The organism is Vibrio sp. R10-SG-ISO4 (assembly GCF_059834135.1).
Genome location: NZ_JCBDHJ010000018.1, coordinates 339,325 through 360,668 on the forward strand (window position 1 = coordinate 339,325; position 21,344 = coordinate 360,668).

The following is a 21,344-nucleotide window of genomic DNA, read 5'->3' on the forward strand; positions in this document are numbered from 1 at the left end:
TTGATAATCAAGTTCAATATGCTGTAATGATTGAACAAAACTATCAACAAGTTTGCTTATAAGGATGTATTATGCGAACGCTTTCGGTTCAATGGAAGATCACGCTTTTCGCTGGCTGCTGTCTCCTCATTACGTCACTCTCTCTAATTGGCTTCTCGGTCTACAACGCTTTATCCAATCAACAATTGATCAAAGCGCAAAGCGCGGAATCGGTGATCGATAAATCCGAGCAGTTGCTGCAAACGCGCGCTCTACTCAGTGGCACTGAGGTGGCGGAGTATCTCAATGAAGCGCTCTACCGCGCAGAAATGTTGGCCTCCAGCGCCATGTTCTTAAAACGCAATACCGAAGAAAATTTTGGTGACAGTGAAGAGCTGCGTACTGCATTGGATGAAATGGTTCGTCGTGCGGTGATGGACTTTGAATCGATTCAAGGGGCGTATTTGGTCTTTAGACCGGACATGCTCGACAATGAAGACAGCAATTACGTTGATGCCGAATATGTCGGGTCAAACGAAGTGGGCCGTTTTGCGCCTTACTGGATCACCGCGCAAAATGGTGAAAATGTGGTAAACAGCGTGCTCAGTGAAGCTCTGCTGTCAGACCCCACTAATCGTGAGCGATTTGAGTGCCCATTGACCACAGCGCAAGCGTGTGTGACCACGCCAAGCGTGATTACACAAGAGGAGGAGACATTTTTGACCTCCTCTATTTCGGTGCCGATTATGCTTGATGGCACCAGCATTGGTTTCTTTGGGATTGATTTGCGTCTCGACGCTTTGAAAGAGGTGGTGGCCGATGCGGATAGCAAACTCTTTTCGGGCGACGGCAGCGTCAATATTGTTAGCTTTGATGGCTCTTTGATTGCCAGTGACGCGCCTGACGCGGCCATTGGCCAAGCTTATCAGAGCGACATGCACAGCAGTGAAGCACTGCGAGAGCTGCTCTTGGGTCAAGAAGTGGTGACACAGTGGAGCGAAAGCGGTGACTGGATGACGGTGTTCGCACCGATTATGGTGGCGAATCAAACCTGGGGCGTATTGTTTGATATGCCAAGAAACAGTGTGTTGGCCGATGCCGATGACCTTGACGCGACCATTACTGCGCAAGTGGAATCGAGCGTGACCACCGAACTGTTGGCGGGTTCGGTCCTGGTGCTGTTTGGTTTATTTACGATTGGTGTTATGGCTAATCGCTTGGTGAAACCCATTCGTGACGTGGTGGCGCGTTTGGATGATATCGCGTCGGGTGAAGGTGATCTTACCCAACGTATTGAGGTGAAATCGGCGGATGAAATTGGTCAGCTCGCCATGGGTTTCAACTCGTTTTTGGAAAAGCTGCAACACATTATTCGTGATGTGATAGATACCACGATGCAGGTAGGGACTACAACCGAACAATCGAAAGTGGCCGCCCAAGGCACAAGGCGCAGCAGTGATGCCCAGTTTAAAGAGGTCGACTTAGTCGCGACGGCGTCTGAAGAGATGACGCAAACCGCAGGCCTTGTTGTGCAAAACGCGGAAATTGCAGTGCAAGAGGCGGATAAAGCGCATCAGGCGGCAACCGTCGGTCAACAAGTGATTGAAAAATCGCAACATGAAATGGAACATCTGGTTGAACGTATGACCGCAGCGGTGCCCGTAGTGGAAGAGCTGGCGAAGAACAACGCCAACATCACGGAAATTTTGACTGTGATTGAGGGCATTTCGGAGCAAACCAACCTGTTGGCGCTCAACGCTGCGATTGAAGCGGCGCGCGCGGGTGATCAAGGTCGTGGCTTTGCCGTGGTGGCCGATGAGGTCCGTAATCTCGCCAGCCGCACTCAAGACTCAGTTGGTGAAATCCGTAAAGTGATTGAAAGTGTGCAGAAGGGGACGCAGGATGTGGTGTCTGCGATTCAAGAGGGCAATGAACTCGCCAATCACTCTGCCAGCCAGGTTGAACAGGCGGTACAAGAGCTCAATCATGTCTTTGGCGCGATCGCGTCCATCAACGACATGAACAATCAGATTGTCAAAGCGGCAGAAGAGCAGCAGTCGGTGTCGGGCGAAGTGAATCAAAGTGTCGCTAATATCCGCGATCTGAGTGCGCAAATTTTGTCTCAAGCGGAAGAGTCAGAAACGGTCAGCAGCCAGATCAGTCAGCTGTCGAAAAATCAGCAGCAACTGGTCAATCAATTTAAGGTGTAGTCTCAAAGGACATACACCTCTTATTGAGAAAAACGCGCTCGGTGAATCCCATCACCGAGCGCGTTTTGTTTTATCCAGCGATTTATTGAGCAAGAAAGCAAGTCTTTGAAGTCAGGGCGTTGACCTTATTGTGCCAATTTTCGCTCTAAATCGCTTTTTACGATGTCGATTGCGGCTAAAGCAGTGTGAGGATCGATCTCGTTGCTCTCCAATAAGTAGATTAAATCTACCGCCAGTTTGATCTCTTCGGGGGCGTTTTCAAGCCCGCTGTTTACTGCCGTTGACTGTTCTTGGCTAGACATTACTGGTTTCTCTCTCGATAGGTGATCTGATTTTCGATTTTCAACTTAGACTCTTGGCACCGTTTTAGACGCTGCTCGGTGGCCAGTAACGCTTGCTGCGCTTGTGCTTGTGCAAACGATGAGGCGTTTTGCAGTGCACGCTCTTTATCTCTCACCATCTCTTTTAAGCGACGTTCCCACTCTTGATGCTGCGCCAGTTGTTGGTAGAGCTCGTTGATAGGCTTTCTATAATAGCTTTTGTGCTTAGGTTCGTTTTTACGGATTGAGGTGGTGGCCAATTCGCGCTCAATGGCACTGATTTGCGACAGTAAACGCTCGCCGAGGTATTCTGCTCGGTGCGTCGTCAATTTGCCCGCTTGTTCTTCGCGCAAAATCAACGTCAATGTGGCTTGTGTTTCTGTCACGCAGGGCACAAGCAGTTTGGCTCGGCAAGAAAACAGCCGTTCATCAAATAGCGGTAGGTGGTGCTCACCCCGTTGGCGATCAAGCCCCGCTGCTTGTTGGGCAAGGTTCTCTAAGGTTTGCTTTAGCGAATCGAATCTATTCATTGCGTTAACCAGGGATAAACCACGCATCAAACGCCAGTTTGACGGCGAGCACACTGACGACGGTAACAAAGACTGGGCGTATAAACGTTGCGCCAAATCGTATCGCGGAATGAGCGCCAACAAACGCGCCAGCCATCAAACAGACACCCATCGTCAGACCTAGTACCCAATCGATGTGACCCAAAATCGCAAATGTCACCAATGACGTAAAATTGCTGGTAAAGTTCATCGCCTTGGCCAAACCTGAAGCCAACAAAATATTGAGGCGATAGAGCGCCATTGAGCTCACGGTCCAAAACGCACCAGTACCGGGGCCGGCAACGCCATCATAAAAGCCTAGAATCAAACCTTGGCCTATCTGCTTTTTATGCAGTACAGGGCAAGGTCGTGGCGATTCATTGATGTTTGCGTTCGGCGTTTTATGCCAAACAGTATAGACAGCCGCCGCCAGAATAATCAGCGGTAAGATTTTTTCAAGCCACTCGGTTGAGATGAAATCAACAAACAAGGTGCCCAAGATCGCCCCTGCTAGGGTGGCAAAGAAGGCTCTCAGCCAACATTCAGGTTTAAACAGGCGCTTTCGGTAGTAGGTAAACGCGGCGGTTGACGACGCGAAAGTCGCCGCCAACTTATTTGTACCGAGCGCAATGTGCGGCGGTAGGCCGAGTGACAGCAGGGCAGGCACCGTTAACATGCCACCACCACCGGCGACGGCATCAATAAATCCAGCGACAAAAGCAACCAGTGCCAACACCAACAACATGGTTGGCTCAAAAAGTTCCATAATGTGTATTCTTCTTTATATGCTTGAAGCGCTTCTAAGTTATGGGTGTTAAACGCACCACTATTTAATGGTGCGTTTAAATGGCGGAAGTGAGTCCAACAGTGCACTCCCGTAACGTTTGGTGACCAGTCTGCGATCAAGGATGACGACTCTACCAGAATCGCGCTCTTTACGCAGCAAGCGACCGACAGACTGAATCAGCTTTTTACTCGCTTCGGGTACCGAGATCTGCATAAACGGATTTCCGCCTTTGCGCTCAATGTATTCTGCATGGGAGCGCTCCACGGGGGAGGTCGGCACCGCAAACGGAATCTTGGTGATCACCAGGTTGGTCAGCAAGTCGCCCGGTAAATCCAGTCCTTCTGAGAAGCTGCCAGTGCCAAACAGAATGCTCGTCTTGCCGCACTGCACAAGGGTTTTATGTTTTTTTAGAATTTCAGAGCGCGACTCTTGACCATGAATTTGCAGCGCCCAACCCTTTTTAACAAATTCGCTACTCAGCGCCTCTGCGACTTGGTTCATTTGCCAATAGGAGGAGAATAAAACCAAATTGGCCTGTTTGTCTTCAATCCAGTTAGGCAATATCTCTATAAGATATTCAGTAAACTGTGGCGCTTGGGGCTCCATCTTCATTGCCGGTATGACCAATTCGGCTTGGTTGGCGTAATCAAACGGCGACGAGAGCGCAAGAAAGCGCACGCCGTCTTCCTCTTTTTCACTCACGCCAGCTTGGCGACAGAAAAAGCTGAATGAGTTGAGCGCGCGAAGAGTCGCGGAAGTGAGTACCGCACCGACGCAGCGGCTCCAGATCTGTTGATCCAATTGCCAACCCACTTCGAGCGGCGAGACATTGACGATAATGTCGCCTTCGCGTTCCGGATGTAGCGATAACCAACGCGCTAAAGGTGCGCCTTTTTCACGCGTGGGCTCGGCCATTAAGCGCCAAACTTGGGCGAGATTGTCAAAACGCTGAATGTAAAAACCGAGCTCAGCGAGCGCGGGTTCTGCGAGTCGGTTCGCAATTTCACCGTCTTTAACGCGTTCTGAAATCAGATCCGCCACCTTAGCAACGGCCTGAGCACCTTTGACCGAATAGGTCTTCAATTCTTTGGCCTGTTCAAATAGCCAAGTGGGCAGTTCGCCATGTTCAAAGCGATAATGACGATCTTCAAACGCCTGAGTATCAAACTGTGCGGGGAGCTTCGCCAAGGTTGGAATAAGCTGCGCAATGCTGTCTTGCAACTCGTTTTTAAACCTTGCGACGCGCTTTTCATCGGCAAGGCCTGCAAATTTGGTCACACTTTGATTGAGCTTTTCTAGCCAACTGGCAGCGCCTTTACAACTGGCTGCGGCAGAGGCGTGATCGCGCGCGACGTGGGGTAAGTGGTGCGCCTCATCAAACACATAAAAGGTGTTCTCAGGCTCTGGAAGTATCACGCCACCCCCGAGATCGGCATCGGCCATCACCAAGCTGTGGTTGCCAATGATCACGTCGACCTTATCAAGCTCGGCACGGGCCTTTTGAAACGGACACTGGCGATGCGCTGGTAAACTGGTGTTGCAGCTGTGCTTATCGCTGACAATCATTTGCCACAAGTGGTCGGGAATTGGCTTGGGCCATGCATCACGGTCACCATTCCATTTGTTTTGTGCCAACTTGGTGTGCATGAGCTCAAGCAGTTCAACCTCTTTTTTCTTCGGTTTACTTTCGAACATCGCCATCTGCCCGCCGTCTGCCCCACACGCGGTGTAGAGCTTTTCAGCACAGCAATAACGGCCTCGGCCTTTGGCGAGGATAAAAGAGAACTCACGATCAGAGAGGCGTCTATATAGGGGCAAATCTTTATTGATAAGCTGCTCTTGCAATGCGACGGTGGCCGTTGAGATGACCACTTTACGATTATTGAACAGCGCAACGGGTATCACGGCCATCAGATAGGAGAGTGATTTGCCAATCCCGGTCCCCGCTTCTGCAACTATCATCCGGTTAGATTTGTGATACTCGCCACATAATGTTTTGGCGATCTCTGCGACCAAGTAGTTTTGTGCTCGGCGAGGAACGAAGTTTTCTAACTGATGTTGGAGAGATTGATAACTGTGGCGGATAGAATTTTGTATCTTACTGGCAATCATATGGGGACCTTCGCTATGGGCGACGGATGATAGCACAGTTTGCTAAACGCTACTCAGTTCACGAAATAGAATCTCAAATGACCAAATCTAGATCTCCTTCACAAAAAAAAACTGAACCTTCAAGAACTTATAATTAATTCTAATTGTAAAATATATATCACTCCAAATAATCACAAATGGTAGACTTATATTCTGCCATAGTCCTAATTTTATCGATTTATTGGCGTTTAAGTCTAAATGTTAACGGTTTTGGTAAGGTCTGTGGCGTGGCGATATTTTTATGAACCTGGTCTAAAAAACGGCAGGTTTATATGTAAACATATGATTTTAAACTAATTTATGTTTTTTTAGTTGTGTGATTTAGAACATTTGACACTTAGAGGAATCTTTTGCAATCTAAACCTCGAAATTTAGTGGCGATGACATCGGACCAATAAAGAGTTTGAGTCATCTTCTAAAACATAAAGGGAACCGGATAGGGAATTCCCATTCTATAGAAAAGGCAGTGGATTATTATGAAAAAGACTCTAGTAGCTCTAGCAGTACTTGCAACAAGTTCAGCACACGCTGGTTTTGAAATTTACAACCAAGACAAAGTGTCAGTAACTATGGGCGGTGACATCGAAGTTGTTTACATGCAGTCAAAATCTGACTCGTTCAAGGACGACAACGTAACTGTTGACACCAAAGACACAGATTTCCACCAAGAAATCCAAGATGCCGACCTAAGCTTTGACGTTCGTTACGCAATCAACGACTCTCTACAGTTTGGTGGCTTCTGGGAGTTCACAGATGTTGGTCAATCTGAAGGTGATGCTTACGTAGCGCTATACTCTGACACAGCGGGTTCATTTAAAGTGGGCCGTCTATGTGCAGTAATGGATGATGCGGGCATCGGTTCCGACTACCAGTTTGGTTTGAGCACTTTCTTTGGTGGTAACGATGACCACTTCTGTGCTGACGAAACTATTCGCTGGGACCTAGACAACGGTGATTTCTACGCTGCTGCAGCTCTAGTTCAAGATAAGAACAACAGCACTGTTCTAGACGAAGATACCGTTTACTTCGACGCTAAGCTTGGCTACCGAGTGGCTGATTTTGACTTCACTGGTTTTTACGGTTCAGGTGAAATCGAAGACGACACTGCTGCTGGTAAGCACGACGAGTCACTTTGGTCTTTACAAGCACGCTACTCAGGTGTTGAGAACCTAGAGCTTGCAGTTGCTTACTACAATGTTGACGATTCTACAGACACTATCGATACAATCGGTCTAGCAGCTACTTACACTATCCAAAAAGTGACTCTAGCGGCAGGCTACAGCACTTCTGAGCAAGACGGTGCTGACGACTTCGACACTTGGTATGTAAATGCAGGCTACGGCATCGCACCAAACACGACTCTATACGCTGAAGTTGGTGGCGACAATGGTGACCAGGCTAACGGTGACTCAACTGAAACTGGTGTTGCTGTAGGTGTTAAAGCTTACTTCTAATCTCACCTAAATGAGATATAATCAAACCACCCTTCGGGGTGGTTTTTTATTATGGACTATAGGAATCGAGTGTATGAATAAATCCATGGGCTTACTTTTCGCGTTGATGAGTTTCGGAGTGTCAGCGGGAATGCTAGAGCCACAATCGAGCGTTGAGTTGCTGTTTGTCGACGGTGAGCAAAACCAAGAAAAGCGTCAAAGTGTCAGTGTCGATCAAGGCCCAACCCAGTTGGTGGTAAAGTACAGTAAGAAATTGAGTGATTCAGGTAAATCGCGAGTCTTTGATTCTGCGCCTTATGTCCTTATGTTTAATGTACCGGAAAGTGATTTGATTATTGAAGCACCAAAATTGCACAGTTATCAGCAAGCCAACTCGCACTTTAAACAAGCCCCGGAGTGGGTAATAAAAACTAAAAGTGGCGAATCGATTGAATACTCTCAGGAGGTATTGGACAGCGGTGAAGGCATTTTCCCGTATTACGACCTACCTAAGCTCGTTGCCCAACACAACCAAGCGAGAGGTGTGGTATTTGGTGCAAGTGCTGCTCTAGTCGCCAGCGCTGAGTTAGCCCCTGAAACCGAGTCGAAGCAAGGAAGTGAGGCTATGCCTAGTGTTGACACCAACAATCTTGAGCAACTCAAAGCCTGGTACCTAAAATCTTCCACCGAAGAGCGCAAAGCCTTCCGCCGCTGGATGATTGATCAGGAGTAAGTTCCTAGTGTCTAGTTCCTAGTTCCTAGATTTTGGGAACTAGGATTCAGTTTGAGTTTTAAAACACGCCTCTTTCCCCAGCGCGCTCTCCACTGCCATTACCAACTTCTCAATATGCTCAGGTTCGCTGATAAACGGTGGCATCATATAGATAAGACGTCCGAATGGGCGTATCCAGACGCCTTGCTCAACAAAATGTGCTTGGATGTTTTCCATATCCACCGCTGTCGTAGTCTCGACCACACCAATCGCGCCAAGCCAGCGCACGTCTTTGACTTTTTGATATTTTTTTAGTCTCGGTAGTAGTGAGGCAAATTGATGCTCAATGCTCGCAACTTGTGTTTGCCATTTGCCGGTTTTCAATAAGTCCATACTGGCACTCGCGACGGCGCAGGCGAGGGGGTTGCCCATAAAAGTAGGGCCGTGCATAAAGCAGCCCGCTTCGCCCGAACAGACGGTGTCAGCCACGTGGCGAGTGGTGAGCGTGGCGGATAACGTCATGTAACCGCCGGTAAGCGCTTTCCCGACACAGAGGATGTCTGGCTGAACCTCGGCGTGTTCGCAGGCAAACAGCTTGCCTGTGCGGCCAAAGCCAGTGGCGATTTCATCCAATATCAGTAATACGCCGTAGTCGTCACACAGTTGGCGTACGCCTTTTAGAAATTCTGGGTGATAAATGCGCATGCCTCCCGCACCTTGTACTATGGGCTCAAGAATGACCGCCGCTATTTCTTGGTGATGATTGGCGAGCTTTTGACGAAAATCGTCCAGATCACTGGGTTGCCACGTTTGCCAGAAGCCCGTTTGAGGCGAGCGGGCAAAAACGTGTTCAGGCAGAAAGCCTTTATACAGTGAATGCATTGAGTTGTCAGGATCGGTCACTGACATTGCCGCAAAGGTATCGCCATGGTAGCCATCTCGAAGGGTGAGAAACTTTGAGCGCGGCTCACCTTTCGCATGCCAATATTGCAGCGCCATTTTTAGGCTGACTTCGACTGCCACCGAACCAGAATCGGCAAGAAACACCTGTTCAAGATTATCCGGTGCGAGCTCAAGCAGCCTTTGACACAAGGTGATCGCCGGTTGATGGGTTATGCCGCCAAACATCACATGAGAGAGTGTGTCAATTTGTTCATGGGCGGCGCGGTTTAACACAGGGTGATTGTAGCCGTGAATTGCCGCCCACCAAGACGACATGCCATCGATCAGCTGTTCACCGCTCTCTAATTCAAGATAGACACCCTCTGCGCTACGAACAGGATAGCAGGTCAGAGGTGTAAGAGTAGAAGTGTAAGGATGCCAGATATGGCGGCGATCAAAGGCGAGATCCATCAAAGTTCCTTAATAAATCAAGGTTCAAATATTAAGCAGATGTAAACCTGCATGGTTTTATTATGTTGACAGTGCGTATGGTGTCAGTAGACTGACGAGAAATCAATCCAAATAATAAAAAGGAAAGCAGGTGGAAGTACGTCATAACTGGACTGTCGAGCAAGTCCGTGCGCTCATGGAAAAGCCATTCATGGACTTAGTCTTTGAAGCGCAAACCGTCCATCGCCATTACCAGCAGGCCAATCATGTGCAGGTGAGTACCCTGCTCTCGATCAAAACCGGCGCTTGCCCGGAAGATTGCAAATATTGTCCGCAAAGTGCGCGTTACCAAACTGACATTGAAAAAGAGCGATTGATGGAAGTCGAGCGGGTACTCGATGCCGCGCAAAAAGCGAAAAGTGCGGGTTCCACACGCTTCTGTATGGGCGCGGCATGGAAGAACCCCAAACAGCGCGATATGCCACATCTCACCGAGATGATTAAAGGCGTCAAAGAGATGGGGCTTGAGACCTGTATGACTCTGGGTATGTTGACGGCCGAGCAGGCGAAAGAGCTCTCACAGGCTGGTCTTGACTACTACAACCACAACTTAGATACCTCGCCTGAGTTTTACGGCAACATCATTACTACCCGTACTTATCAAGATAGACTGGATACTCTGTCGCACGTGCGTGACGCAGGCATGAAGATTTGCTCCGGTGGCATTATTGGTATGGGGGAGAGCGCCAATGACCGAGCAGGCTTACTGGTTGAGCTGGCTAATTTGCCGACGCACCCGGAAAGTGTACCGATTAACATGCTCGTCAAAGTCAAAGGGACCCCACTTGAAGAGGTCGAGGACGTCGAGCCGTTTGATTTCATCCGCTTAATTGCCATTGCGCGCATTATGATGCCGCGCTCAGCAGTGCGCCTCTCTGCTGGACGTGAAAATATGAACGAGCAGATGCAAGCGCTGTGCTTTATGGCAGGAGCCAACTCGGTGTTTTATGGCTGCAAACTGCTGACTACGCCAAACCCATCGGAAGACAAAGATATGCAGCTGTTCAAAAAGCTGGGCATTAACAGTCAACAGGTGTCGCAAAAGCCGGATGAAATAGAAGAGAACGATCTGCTGGATCGCGTTGTTGAACGTGTAGCGGCTCGCCCAGCTAAAGACGACCTGTTTTACGATGCCAGCGTTTGATTCTCGCGTGCGCGCTGCGCTGGCTGAGCGCGCCTCGCAGGGTTTACTGCGTCAAACACGCACCTTGCACGGTGGCAATCAGGTGGAGATTGCTGATAACGAGCGCCGATACTTAAATTTTTCCAGCAACGACTATCTTGGTCTTGCGACGAACGCCACTATTGGGCAAGCCTGGCAGCAAGGCATCACCGTCTATGGCAATGGCTCTGGCGCATCGCCATTGGTGACAGGTCATGGCGGCGCGCATCAATCGCTGCAAGAGCGGCTGTGTGAATGGTTAGGTTATGAGAGAGCGGTGCTGTTCAGCTCCGGTTTTGCCGCGAATCAAGCGCTGCTATTGAGTTTACTGCAGCAAGATGATGTGCTGATTCAAGACAAACTCAACCACGCATCCTTGATGGAAGCAGGGGGACTCTGTCCTGCGACCATGAAGCGCTTTAAACACAACGATATGGCGCATTTGCGTCAGGTATTGAACCGCATCGATCCTGAAGCTGCGACCCTTGTTGTCACCGAAGGGGTGTTTAGCATGGATGGCGATCTTGCGCCGCTGCAAGGGATCAGCGAGCTCACAGAGAAACAGGCATGGCTTGCGGTCGATGACGCCCATGGTATCGGCGTGCTGGGCGAAGGCGGACGCGGCAGCTGCCAACATTCGGGTATCAAGCCAGAGGTGTTGATTGTCACCTTTGGTAAAGCGTTTGGGCTCTCTGGCGCGGCGATTCTGTGTCATGACGAATTGGCCGATTACTTGACGCAATTTGCTCGCCATTATGTCTACTCGACAGCCATGCCCGGGGCGCAAGCGGTCGCCCTGCATAAAGCGAGCGAGATCATTGAGCAGCAGCAGTGGCGAAGAGATAAGTTAGCTGAGTTGACGGCACTGTACGATCAACTGCTTAGTGACGAACCTGGGTATGTGGCAACGCCGACACCCATCAAGCCTTGGCTGATTGGTGAGAGTGACGATGCGGTGGCCACCGCATCACAGCTGAAACAGCAAGGCATATGGTTGACCGCCATTCGCCCGCCAACCGTACCCAAAGGCAGCGCGCGGCTACGCATTACTTTAACCGCCAATCATACCAAAACGCACATTCATCAGTTGGCCCAAGCCATCAAAGGCGCAAGAAAACCCACGGGACGAGGACACTCATGCACGCGGTAAAGACACCTTCCCCACATCCTCTTACACCGGTGAGCCTCAAAGCAGTCAGCGATAAAGCAGTGAGCGATAAATCCGCCATTCGTGATGCGTTTAGCAAAGCATCCGCCACCTACGATGCCCATGCTGCTTTCCAGCGTGATGTGGGTGAGAGACTGCTTGCACGCATGCCCAGCGATTTGAGTGGTCAAGTCGTGCTGGATGTCGGTTGCGGGACGGGGTATTTCTCTTGGCAGCTACAACAGCGCGGGGCTAAGGTGATCTGTCTTGATCTCTCTCCGGATATGTTGGCGGCCGCGAGGGCCCGCTGCGGTGACGTGAACATGCACTATCAATTGGGCGATGCCGAACAGTTGCCGCTGCAAGCGGGCAGTGTGGATTACGTGTTCTCAAGCTTGGCTTTGCAGTGGTGCGAGGACTTGGCTCTGCCACTTAAAGAAATGCGCCGCGTAGTGAAAAAGGGCGGTGAGATTGTATTTTCGACTTTGCTGGATGGATCGCTCGATGAGTTGAAATGCGCATGGCGCAATATTGATTCATATCAACATGTTAACGATTTTATTACCGTCAATCAGTTAAAACTTGCGTTAGCGCAATCTGAATCAAGCAACCATCATCTAGACTTGCCCGCTGTCACAGTGTGGTATGAGACTGCTTTTTCTCTAATGCGTGATTTAAAGGGCATTGGCGCAAACCATGTGAGCGGCCGCTCACCGGGACTCATGAGTCGCCAAACGCTTAGAAAGTTAGAGCAAGCGTACCAGGTATTTCAAAACCAAGAGGGGTTGTTACCCGCAACTTATCAGGTTTGTTTAGGGGTTATACATCGATGATTGATGCTTTTTTTATTGCTGGTACGGATACCGATGTAGGCAAAACGGTTGCTTCTAAAGCAATCCTCAACGCTTTAGCCGGGAAAGGAATGAAGACAATTGGCTATAAGCCGGTTGCGGCTGGAAGCGAACAGACAGAATTTGGACTGCGTAACTCAGACGCGCTCTATTTACAAAGCGCTGCAACGTTGGATGTCGCTTATGAAGACGTCAACCCGTATGCGTTAGAGCTACCTGCGTCACCACATATTGCGGCGCAGCGCGAAAATGTGACGATTGATTACGCGGTACTGAGCGATAAGTTAGCGCAACACAAGCAAAATGCGCAGATGGTCCTTGTCGAAGGCGCGGGCGGCTGGCGCGTGCCAGTGTCCGAAAGTGACTGTTTATCGACTTGGGTCGTGCAAGAAAAGCTGCCGGTGCTACTGGTGGTGGGTATTAAGCTGGGCTGTTTGAGTCACGCGATGTTGACGCTAGATGCCATCAAAGCCGATGGTCTTGACGTCATTGGCTGGGTTGCAAACCGCGTCAACCCGGGCACAGAGCACTATCGTGACATCATTGAAATGCTTGAGAACAAGATTGACGCACCTAAAATCGGCGAGATTCCGTACGTGCCGAGCGTCAAACGCAAAGACTTGGCAAAATACATCAATGTTGAGCCGTTGATTGCTGGTGCGACCTCGCCCTTGTTAGAAGCGTGATCGGTTTCAGGCGACAACCGCACTGAAGACACAAAAGGGCAGCCGTGTGGCTGCCCTTTCTCGTTGCGTCGTAATCCGATACGTTTCTGTCGTTGCCGTTTACTGCTCTTCGTTTAGCCCCAGCATGGCTTGCTGCATTTCCATTGCGTGGTTCTGCGCCGATTGCCCCAAAGCTAATCCCAGTTGCTGTTTGGCCTCATCCTCAGACAATCCTAAGTGACAACGAAGCATATCAATAGCCATTTGATAGTTGTTAGTTTCAACCATGATGTCGTTCCCTTATCCATGGAAGTGAAAATCTGTTTGAAATCTACCATGAAACCAAGATGCAGCAATAAGACCAAAGTCTAATGGTGTTTAGTTAGCCTGTTGATTGATTCAAGATAGAGGCGAAAAAGTGCCGTGACATCAAATGTTTCAATTTGCCACTTAACGTTATTGAGAAAAGGAATACACTCTCTTTATCCCTGATAAATTGTGGCGTGCGTCATACTTAGCCTGAAATAATTCCTATGCTAGGTATTGATATTGAGTCAATGTGCCCACAATTCATCTACAACAGGTCATTCGTAACAGTTCATTCAGAACAGGCGATGGATATGTTCACTGTCAGCTTTTGCGTGGAGAAGAGTAAATAATGAAGCGTGTCATGTTATTTCTAGCGACCAACTTAGCCGTTATCCTTGTGCTGAGTGTGGTGCTTAATATCGTTTATGCGACCACCGGTTTGCAGCCAGGTAGCCTATCGGGCTTGCTGGTAATGGCGGCGGTATTTGGTTTCGGCGGTTCGTTCATTTCTCTCTTGATGTCTAAGAGTATGGCGCTTCGCTCCGTGGGTGGCATGGTAATTGAAAGCCCACGCAACGAAACAGAACACTGGCTGCTTGAAACCGTAAAACGTCAATCTGACCAAGTGGGCATCGGTATGCCGACAGTGGCCATTTATAACTCTCCTGATATTAATGCTTTTGCGACAGGCGCTAAGCGTGATGACTCTCTGGTTGCGGTATCGACCGGTCTTTTGCACAACATGACCCGCGATGAAGCGGAAGCTGTGTTGGCACACGAAGTGAGCCACATTGCCAACGGTGATATGGTCACCATGACCTTGATGCAAGGTGTGGTGAATACCTTTGTGATCTTCTTGTCACGCTTTATTGCCAATATCGTCTCGTCGAACCGCGACGAAGAGGGCGGCAGTAGCATGATGGTCTACTTTGGCGTCTCTATGGTGTTGGAATTGGTGTTTGGTTTCCTCGCGAGCTTTATTACCATGTGGTACAGCCGTCACCGTGAATTCCATGCTGATGCGGGCGCAGCGAATTTGGTTGGCAAACACAAGATGATTGCCGCACTTGAGCGCCTTAAAGTGAGTCACGAATCTCAACTCGAAGGGTCGATGATGGCCTTTGGTATTAACGGTAAACGCTCAATGACCGAACTGCTTATGAGCCATCCTCCATTGGATAAGCGCATCGCCGCACTGCGCAACTCATAATGCTTATCTCGTCATAAAGACAACTTAATTGACTGAAAAGGCTTGGTTTATCACCAAGCCTTTTTTTGATCTTATTCGCTAAGCAGACGTACAAGCTGGCAGTAGAAAGTTGTACAAAAAATAATTTGTACAACTTTTGATGTTCAACTAAGGTTATATAAGTTGTACATTAAATAAAAATGTATAACTTGTGTGAATGTAAGATGGAGGCGAAATGGACGTCCAGTCAGTCGGCAATATCTATCAGCAACTCGATAAGCATAATCTGGTGTTGCTTGAGCAGGTCTATCACCAAAATGTGGTATTTGAAGATGCCGCGCATCGAATGGAAGGCTGGCCTGAGCTTGAGCGCTACTTCCAGTCGCTTTATAGCAATGTCCAGCGCTGCGAATTTGATATTCAGCACGCCCAACAAAGCGGCGATATGGGTTTTTTAACTTGGGTGATGACGTTGGAGCACCCCAAATTGTCCAAAGGCAAGCCTGTTGCTGTCAATGGCGTGTCTCATCTTAAATTTGCCGATGGCAAAGTGATTTACCATCGCGACTACTTCGATCTTGGTGAAATGTTGTACGAAAACTTGCCTATTTTGGGTAGCGTCATTAAATCGATCAAACAGAGGCTCGGACAATGAAGACCGTTCTCATCACGGGGGCGACCTCAGGCATCGGCAAGCAGCTGGCGATGGATTACGCCCGAGACCATTGGCAGGTGATCGCTTGTGGTCGAAACGAGCAAGCGCTCGCAGAGCTGGCGCAGCAATTTGAGACGATAACGCCTCTGCGGTTTGATGTCACCGATCTTGCGCAGACAACTCAAGCCATCGACTCCCTCGAGAACACACCGGACGTATGGCTGCTCAGCGCCGGAGATTGTGAGTACATCGATGATGGTGTGATGGATGCTGCTCTGTTCGAGCGCATTTTTGCGATTAATGTGATGGGGGTGGTCAATATCGTAACCGCCGCGCAATCGCATTTTTCACCAGGGCAACGTGTCGCGATTTTGGGTTCGATCGCCAGTGAAGTCGCCTTGCCAAGGGCAGAAGCTTATGGCGCCTCAAAAGCGGCGGTTAGCTATCTCGCCCGCACGCTGCAGTTGGATTTCAAGCCCAAAGGCGTTGATGTCACGATCATTTTTCCAGGCTTTGTCAAAACGCCGCTCACGGACAAAAACACGTTTGATATGCCGATGATGGTTTCGGTGCAATCGGCATCGGACTCAATTCGACGAGGTTTGGAAAAGGGGGTGTCGACGCTCTATTTCCCCAAACGATTCACCACGCTACTGCGCGTGTTTGGTGCGTTGCCTTATCGTTGGCAAACCGCGCTGGTCAGCCGACTACTTGGCTTGCGTTGAACGCATTCGCTGAATAGATAACAGGATAGGGAACAAGGATAACAACAATGAAAATAGCAATCATCGGCTCGGGTATTTCAGGTTTAACCTGTGGTTACTACCTACATCCAAACCACGACATCACCGTGTTCGAAGCCAACGACTATGTAGGTGGGCATACCGCCACGGTGGACGTGGAGGTTGAAGGGCGCACGTACGCGGTAGATACCGGCTTTATTGTTTACAACGATCGCACGTACCCCAACTTTATCCAGTTGATGCAAGAGATTGGCGTGCGTGGCAGACCGAGCCAGATGAGCTTCAGTGTGAGAAACGACGACAATGGACTGGAGTATAACGGCCATACACTTACGACCTTGTTTGCTCAGAAGCGAAATTGGCTTCGTCCGCAGTTCTATCGCTTTATTTTCGAGATTTTGCGCTTTAACCGTTTAGTGAAAGCGCAAGCTCAGGCTAGTCAAGAGAGTTCATTGACCCTTGGCGAGTTTCTTACTCTACATGAATTCAGTGACTATTTTTGTACGAACTATATTTTGCCGATGGGCGCCGCGATTTGGTCATCAACGTTGGCGGATATGCGCGCTTTCCCACTTGGTTTCTTCGCCCGCTTTTTCCTCAATCACGGCTTGCTGGACGTCACCAACCGCCCACAGTGGTATGTGATTGAGGGAGGATCGCGTGAGTACATCGACCCGCTGACCAAAGGCTTCAAAGAGAGAATTCGTTTGAACACGCCTGTCACTCGTGTCACACGTGATTCGGCAGGCGTGACGATTCATTATGTTGACCGAAGCGCGACGCAAAGCGAGCAGCGACAGTCTGAACGTTTCGATCAGGTTATTTTTGCTTGTCACAGTGATCAAGCGCTCGCGATGTTGGCTGATGCCAGTGAAAGCGAAACCTCAGTGCTGAGCCATCTTGCCTATCAAGCCAACGAAGTGATTTTGCATACAGACGAGGCGTTGCTCCCGACTCGCAAAGCTGCATGGGCGTCTTGGAACTACTGGATTGAAGGTGGAGACGGCCAGCACACTCGTGCGCCGACGCTGACTTACAACATGAACATTCTTCAGCACATCGAAGCGCCAGTGACCTTTTGCGTTTCACTCAACAGTGCAGAGCATATAGAACCGAGTAAAGTGCTGCGTACCTTCAACTATCATCACCCTGTGTTCAATACCGAATCTCTCAACGCCCAGCGCCGCAGAGAGGAAGTCAACGGGCAAAGTCAAAGCTGGTTTTGCGGCGCTTACTGGTACAACGGATTCCACGAGGACGGTGTACGCAGCGCCCTGGATGTAGTTCGCGGTATCGAAGCCCTCGCGCAGACGACACGAGGAGCCGCCTAATGACAGACGCGTTGCGCAGTGCACTGCTGGTGGGGGATGTGAGACATCGGCGTTTTTCGCCCATCTCGCACAGTCTCAATTATCCGCTCTTTATGCCGTGCATCGATTTGGATGAGCTAGAGGCGCTGGAGAGCAGAGTCTGGGCATTTGGTACACGCTGGTGGCACTGGGCGAGATTCAAACGCAGTGACTATGTTGGCGAGGGCAGTCTCAAGGTCGCGGTGCAAGACAAGGTCGAAGCGCTGACGGGTGTTACCCTGCGAGGCCGCGTTGAAGCCGTCCTCCATCTTAGGTACCTCGGGATTTACTTCAGCCCGGTCAATTTTTACTACCTTTATGATGAACAAGGGCAATGGCGCTACTTATTGGCAGAGGTCTCCAACACGCCTTGGAACGAGCGCCATTACTACGCTGTGGATGCCAATGATGCCAGCACTTGGCGTCACAATAAGGCTTTTCATGTGTCACCGTTTAACCCAATTAAACAGACTTATGTATGGCGTCTTAAACCGCTTGCTGAGTCTCTGTTTGTCCATCTTGAATGTTATAGTAATGGGGAGGAGACAACGCGAACTAAGGTGTTTGATGCCACGATGGCGATGCGTAAACAGCCTCTTACCTCCACTCAACTCGCTAAGCGATTGATCGCAACGCCGATTATGGCAGTAAAAGTGGTGATAGGTATTTATTGGCATGCGTTGAAACTGTGGGTGAAAGGGGCGCCTTTTTATTCCCATCCCGGTTCCCAAGAACCCGGCTACCAAGACAAAGAGACCAACAGCTAGCCAAGGCGTATAGCCATCTAAAACCCTAGCACCTAAAACAAAGACAAATGTACGCACAAAACAGAGTCCGCCGGACATGTTGCAAGGAGCAAAGAGAACAATGAATTCGCAAGTAATGCCCATACCAAGAGCGCTGACCACTGTGCAAAAAACGGCGCGTAATCTCGCCTTTTCGACTCTGTCCCATCTGCAGGTCGGGACACTGACCATACGAGAAGTGTTTAGTGACAGTGATGGCAGTCAAAGACAAGAGACGTTTGGTCAGCATCACGGATCCAATCAGCACTTAGATAATGGACCCCATGCCGTTGTTGAAGTTAAGCACCCCGGCTTTTACGCGCGTCTACTCAAGGGGGGCAGCATTGCAGCAGGTGAAGCCTATATGGATGGCTGGTGGGACAGCCCGAATCTGACCCAAGTGATGGAATTGATGGCGAAGAACTTATCCGCATTGGATGCCTTGGAAAGTCGCAGCAGCTTACTCTCTAAAATCCTCTATAAGCTCGGCCATTGGTTAAATCGCAATACGGTTGAGAAGGCGCAGAAGAACATTGAAGCGCACTATGATTTGAGCAACGAGTTATATCAAACCTTCCTCGATAAAGAGATGCTCTACTCTTCGGCGCTGTTTACTGACCCAAGTGACTCATTAGAACAAGCGCAGATCAATAAGATGGAGAGACTCTGTCAGGAATTGCAGCTCAACGAGCAAGACCGCGTGATTGAAATCGGCACGGGTTGGGGCGCGATGGCCATCTACATGGCGACGACCTACGGGTGCCATGTGACCACAACCACTATCTCTGAGCAACAATATCAATACGCCGCGAGTCGGATAGAAGCACTTGGCTTGCAGGACAACATTACCTTACTTAAGCAAGATTATCGTCTGCTTGAGGGGGAGTTCGATAAATTGGTCTCTATCGAGATGATAGAGGCCGTCGGCAAACAGTATCTGCGCTCTTATATTGAGAAGTGTCAGTCTTTACTGCGTCCGGGTGGATTGATGGCCATTCAAGCGATCACCATTGCCGATCAGCGTTATGACTATTACAGCGACAATGTGGATTTTATCCAGAAATACATCTTCCCGGGAGGTTTTCTGCCATCCATCACGGCTTTGACACAAACCACCACCAAACACAGTGACTTGGTGCTGCGAAACCTATTCGATATTGGTCAGGACTACGCGCAAACGCTCAACCACTGGCATCGACGCTTTAATGGTTCGCTGGCGCGCGTCAAACACTTAGGGTTTGATGAGCGTTTTATTCGCATGTGGAACTACTACTTCTGCTATTGCGAAGGGGGCTTTAAAGCCAAGAGCATCAGCACCGTTCATATGACATTTCAGCGACCATAACTGATGATTCGTTTACTGCTGATATCGAGCTGGTTTCAAGCGCTTTGGCTGCTCGCAGTATTAGGCAATGAGGCGTGGCAATGGTGGTTGGTTGCGCTGGTGGTGGCGACTTATGCGGTCACCATAGGGGTGTCAGCTAAGCCGTTGCCTTTGCGTTTTGTTGGTATCGTTTTCGCTGTTGGTATTGGCATCGACAGTGTCAATATGCTTGCGGGGGTACTGCGGTTCGAGTACGCGATGCATTCAACTTGGTTGATACCGATTTGGCTATCGGCGCTTTGGGCGATATTCATCTGGTACAGCACTTTTTTGTTGCCCTTGGTGAACACATACCCCAGTTGGATCGTAACAGTGATAGGAGGGCTCTCGGGCGCTTTGAGTTATTGGGCGGGAGAGCGGCTTGGTGCGGTTGAATTCGGCTATTCTCCCACACTCAGTTTACTGATTCTTTTTGGTCAGTGGATGGTGGTGATAGGTTTGATGTTAAGGATATACGGCAATGAAAAAGGTCATGACATTCCTGATTAGCGTGCTGTGCTTGTCTCAATACGCGCACGCCTCCATTTCAGCGGGACACGTTTCAGGGGGAGATAATGAACAGACGCAGAGCGCGCTATGGTCACACTGGCCGGTGGTCGGTCAGGCGCAGCTCTCCATGCTCTTTTTTGATATCTACCAGTCGGAGTTACGCGCGCCCAATGGTCAATACCGGGAAAGTGACGACGTGACGCCTCATCCACTCGCGCTCTCCATTACTTATCAGCGTAGCATCAGTCAAGATCAGTTACTCAATGCCACCAAGGAGCAGTGGCAAAAACTCGGCTACAGAGAAGAGGTTGCACAAGGTTGGTTGACTCGTTTGGCCGAGGTTTTCCCCAATATCGAACAGGGGCATAACTTAACGTATGTGACCAACGGTCAAGTGGGTGAGTTTTATTATACGCGTCAGTCGGATACGCAGCGCATTGGCATTATCGACGATGAAGCCTTTAATGATGCGTTTGTCTCAATATGGCTTTCCCCCAACACTGACTACCCAAGATTGCGTCAACAACTGATAGGAAAGCAGCGATGATATCTCGATTAGGTGCTCGTTTAGCGGCGATACTTTTGAGTGTCGTATTGGTGGGGTGTAGCGCCGATATTGATGACTACCAAACTAGCGGTCCAGCTTTTGATTTGTTCGACTATTTTCAAGGCGAAACCCACGCTTGGGGGATGGTGCAAGACTATACAGATAAACAGACTCGGCGTTTTTTTGTCACTATTGACGGAACAGTAGAGGGTGACACGTTAACGCTGGTGGAAGATTTTCGTTTTGATGATGGCGAGTTGAGTCAGCGCATCTGGACGATAACACGCAGTGACGCTGGTCGCTACACAGGAAAAGCCGATGACATCATCGGTACCGCCCGCGGAAGAGAAGTCGGTAATGCGCTGCAATGGCAATACGATTTTGAACTGCAATTGGATGACGGCAGTGTGTCGGTCAGTTTTGATGATTGGCTATATCGACAAGACGAACGGCACGTGTTCAACCTGACCAAGATAAAGAAATGGGGGATGGAAGTGGGGCAAATCACGCTCTTCTTCCAAAAGCAGTAGGCGTGCC

22 protein-coding genes are annotated in these 21,344 nt (G+C 49.5%); 16 read left to right on the top strand and 6 right to left on the bottom strand.

The window, feature by feature from the left end; genetic code table 11:
• The first annotated feature begins 71 nt into the window (after window positions 1-71).
• Window positions 72-2,189 (top strand): methyl-accepting chemotaxis protein, encoded by a 2,118-nt coding sequence (locus tag AC6R03_RS14475; protein ID WP_500631648.1) that lies wholly within the window; start codon window positions 72-74, stop codon window positions 2,187-2,189.
• Window positions 2,190-2,314: 125 nt separating this feature from the next.
• Here AC6R03_RS14475 and rsmS read toward each other — a convergent pair whose 3' ends face one another.
• The 4 genes from rsmS to dinG are packed head-to-tail and all read right to left on the bottom strand — an operon-like array spanning window position 2,315 to window position 5,956.
• Complete coding sequence (gene rsmS / locus AC6R03_RS14480) at window positions 2,315-2,491, bottom strand: pleiotropic regulatory protein RsmS (protein ID WP_500631647.1); 177 nt, start codon at window positions 2,489-2,491, stop codon at window positions 2,315-2,317.
• Window positions 2,491-3,039, bottom strand: coding sequence for a primosomal replication protein (locus AC6R03_RS14485; RefSeq protein ID WP_500631646.1), 549 nt, complete (start codon window positions 3,037-3,039; stop codon window positions 2,491-2,493). Before AC6R03_RS14485 ends, rsmS begins: the two co-directional genes overlap by 1 nt.
• A gap of 4 nt (window positions 3,040-3,043) precedes the next feature.
• On the bottom strand, window positions 3,044-3,823 hold the full coding sequence (locus AC6R03_RS14490; protein WP_500631645.1) for a sulfite exporter TauE/SafE family protein: 780 nt from the start codon (window positions 3,821-3,823) through the stop codon (window positions 3,044-3,046).
• Window positions 3,824-3,883: 60 nt separating this feature from the next.
• Window positions 3,884-5,956, bottom strand: coding sequence for an ATP-dependent DNA helicase DinG (gene dinG / locus AC6R03_RS14495; protein ID WP_500631644.1), 2,073 nt, complete (start codon window positions 5,954-5,956; stop codon window positions 3,884-3,886).
• Between the two features lie 515 nt (window positions 5,957-6,471).
• Between dinG and AC6R03_RS14500 the strand changes: the two genes are divergently transcribed.
• Together AC6R03_RS14500 and AC6R03_RS14505 are read left to right on the top strand one after the other, a co-directional pair.
• Window positions 6,472-7,449, top strand: a complete 978-nt coding sequence (locus AC6R03_RS14500) for a porin (protein WP_500631643.1) — start codon at window positions 6,472-6,474, stop codon at window positions 7,447-7,449.
• Window positions 7,450-7,522: 73 nt separating this feature from the next.
• Window positions 7,523-8,161 carry a YccT family protein gene (locus AC6R03_RS14505; protein ID WP_500631642.1) on the top strand — a complete coding sequence of 213 codons (639 nt, stop codon included), beginning with the start codon at window positions 7,523-7,525 and terminating at the stop codon, window positions 8,159-8,161.
• Between the two features lie 39 nt (window positions 8,162-8,200).
• On the opposite strand, the gene bioA is transcribed toward AC6R03_RS14505, so the two are convergent.
• Entirely contained in the window at window positions 8,201-9,493 is a 1,293-nt protein-coding gene (gene bioA / locus AC6R03_RS14510; RefSeq protein ID WP_500631641.1) for an adenosylmethionine--8-amino-7-oxononanoate transaminase, read from the bottom strand.
• A gap of 130 nt (window positions 9,494-9,623) precedes the next feature.
• Between bioA and bioB the strand changes: the two genes are divergently transcribed.
• The 4 genes from bioB to bioD are packed head-to-tail and all read left to right on the top strand — an operon-like array spanning window position 9,624 to window position 13,378.
• Entirely contained in the window at window positions 9,624-10,676 is a 1,053-nt protein-coding gene (gene bioB / locus AC6R03_RS14515) for a biotin synthase BioB (protein ID WP_500631640.1), read from the top strand.
• Complete coding sequence (gene bioF / locus AC6R03_RS14520; protein WP_500631639.1) at window positions 10,663-11,844, top strand: 8-amino-7-oxononanoate synthase; 1,182 nt, start codon at window positions 10,663-10,665, stop codon at window positions 11,842-11,844. The genes bioB and bioF overlap by 14 nt, the downstream gene beginning before the upstream one ends.
• Entirely contained in the window at window positions 11,832-12,674 is an 843-nt protein-coding gene (bioC, locus tag AC6R03_RS14525) for a malonyl-ACP O-methyltransferase BioC (protein WP_500631638.1), read from the top strand. The genes bioF and bioC overlap by 13 nt, the downstream gene beginning before the upstream one ends.
• Entirely contained in the window at window positions 12,671-13,378 is a 708-nt protein-coding gene (bioD, locus tag AC6R03_RS14530) for a dethiobiotin synthase (protein ID WP_500631637.1), read from the top strand. Before bioC ends, bioD begins: the two co-directional genes overlap by 4 nt.
• 99 nt (window positions 13,379-13,477) lie before the next feature.
• Here bioD and AC6R03_RS14535 read toward each other — a convergent pair whose 3' ends face one another.
• Window positions 13,478-13,645: a hypothetical protein gene (locus AC6R03_RS14535; protein ID WP_334550797.1), complete on the bottom strand. Its 168-nt coding sequence runs from the start codon at window positions 13,643-13,645 to the stop codon at window positions 13,478-13,480.
• 370 nt (window positions 13,646-14,015) lie between these two features.
• Here AC6R03_RS14535 and htpX point away from each other — a divergent pair, with 370 nt between their 5' ends.
• From htpX to AC6R03_RS14580, 9 genes are all read left to right on the top strand, one after another.
• A complete protein-coding gene (gene htpX / locus AC6R03_RS14540; protein ID WP_500631636.1) occupies window positions 14,016-14,876 on the top strand; it encodes a protease HtpX in 861 nt (286 codons plus the stop codon).
• Between the two features lie 214 nt (window positions 14,877-15,090).
• A complete protein-coding gene (locus AC6R03_RS14545) occupies window positions 15,091-15,510 on the top strand; it encodes a nuclear transport factor 2 family protein (protein WP_487902040.1) in 420 nt (139 codons plus the stop codon).
• Window positions 15,507-16,235: an SDR family NAD(P)-dependent oxidoreductase gene (locus AC6R03_RS14550; protein ID WP_500631635.1), complete on the top strand. Its 729-nt coding sequence runs from the start codon at window positions 15,507-15,509 to the stop codon at window positions 16,233-16,235. The genes AC6R03_RS14545 and AC6R03_RS14550 overlap by 4 nt, the downstream gene beginning before the upstream one ends.
• Before the next feature lie 47 nt (window positions 16,236-16,282).
• Window positions 16,283-17,584 carry an NAD(P)/FAD-dependent oxidoreductase gene (locus tag AC6R03_RS14555; RefSeq protein WP_500631634.1) on the top strand — a complete coding sequence of 434 codons (1,302 nt, stop codon included), beginning with the start codon at window positions 16,283-16,285 and terminating at the stop codon, window positions 17,582-17,584.
• The gene (locus AC6R03_RS14560) at window positions 17,584-18,369 is read left to right on the top strand and encodes a DUF1365 domain-containing protein (protein ID WP_500631633.1); all 786 of its coding nucleotides are present in this window, start codon (window positions 17,584-17,586) and stop codon (window positions 18,367-18,369) included. Before AC6R03_RS14555 ends, AC6R03_RS14560 begins: the two co-directional genes overlap by 1 nt.
• Window positions 18,370-18,469: 100 nt before the next feature.
• Window positions 18,470-19,732, top strand: coding sequence for a class I SAM-dependent methyltransferase (locus tag AC6R03_RS14565; RefSeq protein WP_500631632.1), 1,263 nt, complete (start codon window positions 18,470-18,472; stop codon window positions 19,730-19,732).
• A 3-nt stretch (window positions 19,733-19,735) separates the two neighbouring features.
• On the top strand, window positions 19,736-20,260 hold the full coding sequence (locus AC6R03_RS14570) for a DUF2878 domain-containing protein (protein ID WP_500631631.1): 525 nt from the start codon (window positions 19,736-19,738) through the stop codon (window positions 20,258-20,260).
• Window positions 20,244-20,807 carry a chalcone isomerase family protein gene (locus tag AC6R03_RS14575; protein ID WP_500631630.1) on the top strand — a complete coding sequence of 188 codons (564 nt, stop codon included), beginning with the start codon at window positions 20,244-20,246 and terminating at the stop codon, window positions 20,805-20,807. The genes AC6R03_RS14570 and AC6R03_RS14575 overlap by 17 nt, the downstream gene beginning before the upstream one ends.
• Window positions 20,804-21,337, top strand: coding sequence for a DUF3833 domain-containing protein (locus tag AC6R03_RS14580; RefSeq protein WP_500631629.1), 534 nt, complete (start codon window positions 20,804-20,806; stop codon window positions 21,335-21,337). The genes AC6R03_RS14575 and AC6R03_RS14580 overlap by 4 nt, the downstream gene beginning before the upstream one ends.
• Window positions 21,338-21,344 lie beyond the last annotated feature (7 nt).